The sequence below is a fragment of the Mesorhizobium sp. M7A.F.Ca.CA.004.12.1.1 genome, from assembly GCF_003997835.1.
Classification (GTDB): domain Bacteria; phylum Pseudomonadota; class Alphaproteobacteria; order Rhizobiales; family Rhizobiaceae; genus Mesorhizobium.
On record NZ_RZRK01000778.1, the window covers coordinates 1 to 2,839 of the forward strand.

General features: G+C 62.5%; 5 protein-coding genes. 2 read left to right on the plus strand and 3 right to left on the minus strand.

Going from position 1 to position 2,839, the window contains the following annotated elements:
- Both EN984_RS29420 and EN984_RS29425 read left to right on the plus strand, forming a co-directional pair.
- Positions 1 to 840: NAD-binding protein (locus tag EN984_RS29420; RefSeq protein ID WP_206517505.1), on the plus strand; the 840-nt coding region annotated here is incomplete at its 5' end.
- Positions 841 to 854: 14 nt separating this feature from the next.
- Entirely contained in the window at positions 855 to 1,400 is a 546-nt protein-coding gene (locus EN984_RS29425) for a DUF924 family protein (RefSeq protein ID WP_127272684.1), read from the plus strand.
- 154 nt (positions 1,401 to 1,554) lie between these two features.
- Here EN984_RS29425 and folK read toward each other — a convergent pair whose 3' ends face one another.
- The 3 genes from folK to EN984_RS29440 all read right to left on the minus strand — a co-directional run.
- Positions 1,555 to 2,067 (minus strand): 2-amino-4-hydroxy-6-hydroxymethyldihydropteridine diphosphokinase, encoded by a 513-nt coding sequence (folK, locus tag EN984_RS29430; protein ID WP_127272685.1) that lies wholly within the window; start codon positions 2,065 to 2,067, stop codon positions 1,555 to 1,557.
- The gene (gene folB, locus EN984_RS29435) at positions 2,051 to 2,410 is read right to left on the minus strand and encodes a dihydroneopterin aldolase (RefSeq protein ID WP_023813034.1); all 360 of its coding nucleotides are present in this window, start codon (positions 2,408 to 2,410) and stop codon (positions 2,051 to 2,053) included. The genes folK and folB overlap by 17 nt, the downstream gene beginning before the upstream one ends.
- 3 nt (positions 2,411 to 2,413) lie before the next feature.
- The coding region (locus EN984_RS29440) for a dihydropteroate synthase (protein WP_164765733.1) at positions 2,414 to 2,839 on the minus strand (426 nt) is incomplete at its 5' end.

Below are 2,839 nucleotides of genomic sequence, written 5' to 3' on the forward strand. Positions count from 1 at the left end.
GACAGCTTCATGGCACAAGGCGGCGAATTCGCCTTTGTCCTTTACTCGGCGGCCGCGGCGGTCGGCATCATCGATGGCCAGGCCAACGCGACGCTGACGGCGATCGTCATCATCTCCATGGTGCTGACGCCGCTGGCCATCATCGCCTTGCGCTATCTGACGCCGCGTGACGAGCAGTCGCTCGACGGGGTCGATGTCGCCGATGGCCTGACCGGCAGCGTGCTGGTCATTGGTTTCGGCCGCTTCGGCCAGATCGCGAGCCAGCCGCTGCTGCTGCGCGGCATCGACGTCTCGATCATCGACAATGACGTCGAGATGATCCAGGCGGCGGCCGATTTCGGCTTCAAGGTCTATTATGGCGACGGCACGCGACTGGACATCCTGCATGCCGCCGGCGCCGGCCGTGCGCGCGCCGTGCTGATCTGCGTCGACAAGGCCGATGTGGCTGTTCGCATCGCCCAGTTGATCAAGGCTGAGTTTCCTTTGCTCACCGTGCTGGCCCGCGCTTTCGATCGTGGTACCGCGCTGCAGCTCATTCGCGCCGGCGTCGACTACCAGCTGCGTGAAACCTTCGAATCCGCACTTGTTTTCGGCGGCTCGGCCCTGGAATCGCTGGGCGTCGATCCCGAAGACGTGGCTGAAACGATCGAAGACGTCAGGCGCCGCGACACCGACCGCTTCGAAACCCAGCTTGCCGAAGGCATTCGCGCCGGACAGCGCTTCCTGAGAGGCAATATCGGTACGCCGATTCCGACACCGCTCTCCACGCCGCGCCGGCCTGGTCAGGCACTCAATGAAGAAACCGCGGGTGTGCTGCACAAGTCCGAACCCGCCGATTGAGCAAGGAATTAGGCATGGAATTGGACAGCAGGGCCCTGTCGGTCACCAAATTCTGGCGCGATGCCGGCGAGGATGCCTGGTTCGAGAAGAACGAAGCATTCGATGCCGAGTTCCGCGACCGCTTTCTCGGCCTGCACTACGCCGCCGCGCGGCGTGAATGCGACGACTGGCTGGAACATGCCGAAGGCGCGCTGGCGCTGATGATCCTGCTCGACCAGTTTCCGCGGAACTGTTTTCGCGGCACCGGCCATATGTACGCGACCGATCCGCTCGCCAGATATTTCGCGGAGAGGGCGATCGCGGCTGGTCATGACCTGGCACTCGAGGAAGAACTCCGCGTTTTCCTCTACCTGCCTTACGAGCATTCGGAACTGCTGGCCGACCAGGACATTTCGGTCGAACTGACGCAGGCCTGGGCCGAGCCATACCTGAAGTACGCTGTCGAACACCGCGATATCATTCAGAATTTCGGCCGTTTTCCGCACCGAAACAAGATGCTTGGCCGCGAAACCACCCCGCAGGAGCAGACGTTCCTGGATGGCGGCGGCTTCTCCGGTTAAAGACCCCGCTCCAAGGTGTGTTGAGATTCAGGTCAGGCCGAGTCGAAAACGGTGGGTTCCGAGAACCGGAGCGGAGCGTACATTTGGGTACGTGAGCACCGGAAGCGCAGGAACTCGCCGTTTGCAGGCCGGCATCACCTGAATATCAACGCACCTAGGCCAACCACCAATCCCGGCCGGAGGACAATCGCTCGATGCCTGAAGTATCGACGGCGACCAGGCGGTCGGTGATGCTGCGACCGCTGACAACCAGGCCGGGCGCGATCTCGGCCAGCGGCGCCAGCACGAAGGCGCGCTCCAGCATGCGCGGATGCGGCACCTCCAGTCCGGTCTCGTGGATGACGCGGTCCCCGAACACCAGAATGTCGATATCGATCAGCCGCGGCCCCCAGCGCTCCTCCCGCACCCGCTTCAGCTTGCGCTCCGCATCGAGGCAGAGGTCGAGCAAGGCACGCGGTGCAAGCACGGTGGAAATCTCGGCGGCCGCATTGAGAAAATCGGGCTGATCGAGCTTGCCCCAGGGCGGCGTGCGATAAAGCGAGGAGACGCCGGTGACACGCGTATCCGCGTCGGCATCCAGCATGCGCAGCGCCGCGCCCATGGATTTCGCCGGATCGCCAAGATTGCCGCCAAGGCTGAGATAAACGGTACTATTCGGGCCAGACAACGGTCACCTCGACATAATCGAGCACGCCAGGCACCGGTGCGTTCGGCTTGCGCACCGTGATCTCGGCTTTCTTAATCTGCGGAAAACGCGCCGTCAGCGCACGGGCCACTTCGAGCGCCAGCGACTCGATGAGAAAACGGCGCTGCCCGGTGATGATCTTCTCAATGACGGTGAATGCAATGCCGTAGTGGACTGTATCCTCGATCGAATCCTCGGCAAGCGCGCGGCCTGGATCGACGGTGAGAACAGCATCGACATAGAAGCGCTGGCCGAGCCTTTCCTCCTCGTCCAGCACGCCGTGCCGGGCAAAGAAAGCGCAGTTCTTCATGCGGATGACATACATCGCTCAGTTTCTCGCCTGGTCCGTCCGACGCGCCAGCATAGCATCCGCGAGCGCCAAAGCGTCCACGTTGAATGCGACATCGTGGACGCGAAACAGATCGGCGCCCTGGAGCCTCAATATAACGCTGGTCGCCGCTGTTCCGACCCCTCTGTCGGCGGCATCACGGCCGGTGACCGTGCCGATGAAGCGTTTTCGCGACGTACCGGCCATCAGCGGCAGGCCGAGGGCATGCAATTCCGAAAAGCGTGCCATCAGGTCGAGATTTTCCTCCGCCGTCTCCTTGGCGAATCCGAAACCGGGATCGAGCACGATACGATCGTCGGCGATGCCGTTCTGGCGGGCGATTTCCAGCGACCTTCGCAGGAACGTCAGTTGATCGGCAATCGCATCCGGCAGCTTCTGGCGATCCCGCCCAGTATGCATGATGAC

What these genes read in the sequence shown, in the direction of transcription:
- EN984_RS29425 (WP_127272684.1), top strand. Translation starts at nt 855, where the DNA reads ATGGAATTGGACAGCAGGGCCCTGTCGGTCACCAAATTCTGGCGCGAT.
- folB (WP_023813034.1), bottom strand. Translation starts at nt 2,410, where the DNA reads ATGTATGTCATCCGCATGAAGAACTGCGCTTTCTTTGCCCGGCACGGC.